The sequence below is a fragment of the Mesorhizobium sp. M4A.F.Ca.ET.090.04.2.1 genome, from assembly GCF_003999085.1.
Classification (GTDB): domain Bacteria; phylum Pseudomonadota; class Alphaproteobacteria; order Rhizobiales; family Rhizobiaceae; genus Mesorhizobium.
This window is the reverse complement of the sequence record NZ_RZOT01000502.1, coordinates 1-4,613: the sequence shown is the minus strand read 5'-3', so window position 1 is coordinate 4,613 and position 4,613 is coordinate 1. Positions and strand designations below refer to the sequence as shown.

Sequence of the window (4,613 nt, the reverse complement as noted above, 5' to 3'; positions counted from 1 at the left end):
ACCCAGGTGTAGATCAGGTCGGACAGAAGATTGATGAACAGGCCGAGCAGCGAGAAAATGTAGAGGTTGGCGAACACCACCGGATAGTCGCGGTCGACGACGGACTTGAAGCCGAGCAGCCCGAGGCCGTCGAGCGAGAAGATGTTCTCGATCAACAGCGACCCGGTGAAGAAGGCCGAGATGAAGGCGCCTGGAAAGCCGGCGATGACAATCAGCATGGCGTTGCGGAAGACGTGGCCGTAGAGCACCTTGCGCTCCGACAGGCCCTTGGCGCGCGCCGTCACCACATACTGCTTGCGGATCTCTTCCAGGAAGGAGTTCTTGGTGAGCAGCGTCGTGGTGGCGAAAGCCGACAGCACGAGTGCCGTCAGCGGCAGGGTCATGTGCCAGAAATAGTCGACGATCTTGTCCGGCCAGGACAACTGGTCCCAATTGTCCGAAACGATGCCGCGCAGCGGGAACCAGTCCCAGAACGAGCCGCCGGCAAACAGCACCATCAACAGGATGCCGAACAGGAAGCCGGGGATGGCATACCCGACGATCACCACGCCGCTGGTCCAGACGTCGAAGGTAGAGCCGTCCTGGACCGCCTTGCGGATGCCGAGCGGGATCGAGATCAGGTAGGACAAAAGCGTGATCCACAGGCCGATGGAGATCGACACCGGCATCTTTTCCAGGATGAGGTTGAGCACCGAGATGTCGCGGAAATAGCTGTCGCCGAAGTCGAAGCGGGCATAGTTCCACAGCATCATGCCGAAGCGTTCGAGCGGCGGCTTGTCGAAGCCGAACTGCTGTTCCAATTTCTTGATGAATTCGGGATCGAGCCCCTGGGCGCCGCGGTATTTCGAGCTGACGTCGCCGGCCACATCGAAGTTGCCGCCGCCACCGGCATCGCCGCCACCGCCGCCAAGGCGATCGGTGCCGCCCTGGTTGGTGAGCCTGGCGATCACCTGCTCCACCGGCCCACCGGGCGCAAACTGGATAACGGCGAAAGAGATCGCCATGATGCCGAACAGGGTCGGGATCATCAGAAGGATGCGGCGCAGTATGTAAGCGCCCATCAGGCCGCCCGTCCTGTGCGAACGGAGATGTCAGGCTTTGCCAATCTTTGCCGCCTTGCCCTTGTCGATCCACCACAGCGTCTCGACCGGAAAGCCGAAATCGGGTTTCTGCTCGAGAAAGCCGAACATGTCCCAATAGGCGACGCGGTGATTCGCGAGATAATATGTTGGAATCCAGTCTAGCCGCGCGCGCAAGACCCGGTCGAGCGCTCTGAGCGCCGTAACCAGTTCCGATCGACTGTTGGCTTTGCCGGCCGCCACGATCAGCGCGTCGATGGCCCGGCTTTCGGTGCCGGGATAGTTGCGCTGTCCCGGCGTTTTCGCCATGCGCGAGTCGTAGAGTATCTCGAGGCCGTCGGCAGTCGGCGTCGCCCCGATCGACCATGCGAGCATGTTGAAATCGAAGTCGAAATCGCTTTGCCGCCGTTCATACTGCGTCGAATCGACCTGCCGGATCGAAACGTCGATCCCTATGGCCTTCATGTTCTCGGCCCATGGCGTGAAAATGCGAACGATGCCGTCATCCTCGGCCAGCATTTCCACCTGCAGTCGCTCGCCCTTCTCGTTGACGACGAAGTTGCCCGCTCGCTTCCAACCGGCCTCGGCAAGCAGTTTCGAGGCCGCGCCCAGCAGCTTGCGGTCGTGACCCGAACCGTCGGAGACGGGCTGCATCACCGGTTCGCCGAAAGTCTCCGGCGGCAACTCGGCCCGAAACGGCTCCAGCAAGGCCAGTTCCTGAGGCGAGGGCAAGCCTTCGGCCTTGTAGTCCGACCGCTCGAAATTCGATTGCGAGCGTTCGTAGGAGCCGAAGAACAGAGCCCGCCTGATCCATTCGAAATCGAAGCAGTTGGCGATTGCCCGTCTCACGCGCGCATCGCGGAACTGCGGCCGGCGCTGGTTTAGCGCCACGGACTGCATGGATGGCGATTTCTCGCCGGGAAACTCGCGTTTGACGACCTTGCCGTCCTTCAACGCCGGAAAGTCGTAACCGGTCGCCCATACCCGCGAGGTGAATTCCTCGCGAAAATGTGTGTCGCCTTTCTTGAAGGCCTCGAACGCCGCCTGGCGATCAAGATAGAAGTCGATACGGATGCGGTCGAAATTGTTGAGACCACGGTTCACGGCAAGATCGCGGCCCCAATAGTCGGCGACGCGATCATACTCGACGGTCTGTCCGGCCACCACGCGCCCCAACTTGTACGGTCCGGAGCTCAGCGGCGGTGTCATCGTCGAGGCATCGAAATCGTTGGCCGTGTAAAAGGCCTTGGACACGATCGGCATTGCGACGACCGAAAGGATGTTCTGCGCGGACTGTTCGCCATTGAAGGTGAGGTCGAGCGTGACGGGATCGACCGCGACCGCTTCCGTCATGTATCGCAGCGCCTTGGACAGGTTCGGATGGCCCCGATCCTTGTACAGCGTCAATGCGAAGGCGATGTCCGCGGCGGTCACGGGCGAACCGTCGTGAAAGCGCGCTTGCCGTCGCAGGTCGAAACGGAAGCCGTTGCGGTCCTGCGACAAGGTCACGGACTCGGCAAGCAAGCCGTAGACGGCATCCGGCTCATCGAGAGCGCTTGTCATCAGTGAATCGAAACAGAGCTCGGTGCGGGGAGGCGAATCGCCTTTCAGCACCAGTGAATTCAACGTGTTGAAGGTCAGGAAACTCTGATTCAAGGTGGCGTTCGGCGGCGCGAAATTCATCTGGCCGCCCTTGGGCGCGTCCGGATTGACGTAGTCGAAATGGGTGAAATCAGGCTTGTATTTGAGGTCGCCGAAGGCCGACAGGCCGTGCAGTTTCACGCCGGTCGCCGTGGTGGCGAAAGCCCGCCCCGGCAACAGGGCTGCGGCCGCGGCGGCACCGCCGAGTGCCAGGAAATCGCGGCGCGAGGCCATCAATTGCTACCCTTGTATTTGGCGGCCAGCGCCTTTTCCTTCTCGGGGTTGATCCACCAGGAACTCTGGTCGGCGCCGCTGTAGGTCGGCTGCTTTTGCGGGATGCCGAACTTGTTCCAGTAGGCGAGCCACAACACGGCGCGGTAGTATTGCGGCACCACATAGAAGTTCCACAGGAGCACCCGGTCGAGCGCGTGGGTGGCGGCGACGAGGTCGTCGCGGTCGGTGGCAAAGATGATGCGGTCGACGAGCGCGTCGACGACCGGATCCTTGATGCCGGCATAGTTGCGCGACCCCGGCTTATCGGCGGCCTTCGAGCTCCAGAAGTCGCGTTGCTCGTTGCCGGGCGATTCCGACTGCCCGAGCTGACCTATGATGACGTCATAATCGAAATTGTTGACGCGGTTGACATATTGGGTCTGGTCGATGATGCGCAGCGTCGCATCCACTCCGATCTTGCGCAGATTGGCGATCCAGGGACTGGCGATCACCTGGTCGGTGTCGTTCCAGCCCAAAATCTCGAACTTGAACGGCGCGCCGGTCTTGGCGTTCACCATCTTGCCGCCCTTGATGACCCAGCCGGCCTTGGCGAACAGCTCGACCGCCTGCTTCAGATATTTCCGCTCGGCCTGAGGGGTATCGTAGACCGGCAGCTTGAATTCCTCGGTGAACAGCTCGGGTGGCAGCTTGTCGCGGTACTTTTCCAGGATTTCCAGCTCTTTGCCCTGCGGCAGGCCGCTGGATGCCAGTTCCGTGCCCTGGAAATAGCTTTGCGTGCGGGTGTTGAAACCATAGAAAAGCGTGCGGTTCATCGTCTCGAAATCGAACGGATAGGTCAGTCCCTCGCGCACCAGGCGATCCCCAAATAGGGGACGCCGCTGGTTCAGCATGAAGGCCTGCATCGGCTCGGGAGAGGTGGTCTTGAATTCCTGTTTGATGACGTCGCCGGTCTGGATCGCTGGGAAATCATAGAACGTCTTCCAGCGCTTCGAGCTGTTTTCCGGCTTGATGTCGTCGAGTCCGCCTTTGGTGAAAGCCTGCCATGCCGCATTGTCATCAAGGATATAGGTGAAGCGCTGCGTGTCGAAATTCTCACGCCCTATCTTCACCGGCAGCTTGGCGGCCCAGTAGTCAGGCACGCGCTGCCAGACGATCTCCGAACCCGGCTTGAAGCTGGCGATCTTGTAGGCAGCGGAGCCGAGCGGCGGTTCCAGCGTCGGTCTGGTGACGTCGCGCTTCTTGCCATTGGCGTCGGTGCCTTCCCACCAGTGCTTCGGCAGCACGGCGAGGTCGCCGATGATCTTCGGCAGCTCGCGATTGCCCTTCTGGTTGAAATGGAACTCGACCTCGCGGTCCGAGATGGCGACGGCGTCGGTAACGTTCTCGAAATAGCGGCTGTATTGCGGGCTGTTGGCCTTCAGCACCTGGAACGACCAGATCACATCGTCGGTGGTGATTGGCTGGCCGTCGTGCCATTTGGCCCTCGGGTCCAGCCGATACGTCGCCGAGGAATAGTCGACCGGATATTTGTAGGCGTCGGCGATCAGCGGATGGCTGGTGCTGCCCTCGTCGGTCGACTGCTCCATCAGCGTGTCGTAGAGCAGCCCTCCGCCGAAGCCGACCAGCCCCGCGGCCGGCGAGCCCTGCACGATGTAGGGG

3 protein-coding genes are annotated in these 4,613 nt (G+C 61.2%); all 3 read right to left on the bottom strand.

What is annotated here, in order from left to right:
* A partial coding sequence (locus EN781_RS26650; RefSeq protein ID WP_145965638.1) for a microcin C ABC transporter permease YejB occupies window positions 1-1,061 on the bottom strand: 1,061 nt, incomplete at its 3' end.
* A gap of 30 nt (window positions 1,062-1,091) precedes the next feature.
* Window positions 1,092-2,954 carry an extracellular solute-binding protein gene (locus EN781_RS26645; protein WP_126056710.1) on the bottom strand — a complete coding sequence of 621 codons (1,863 nt, stop codon included), beginning with the start codon at window positions 2,952-2,954 and terminating at the stop codon, window positions 1,092-1,094.
* Window positions 2,954-4,613 (bottom strand): extracellular solute-binding protein (locus tag EN781_RS26640; protein WP_145965637.1); only part of this gene is annotated, 1,660 nt, incomplete at its 5' end. The genes EN781_RS26640 and EN781_RS26645, both read right to left, overlap by 1 nt.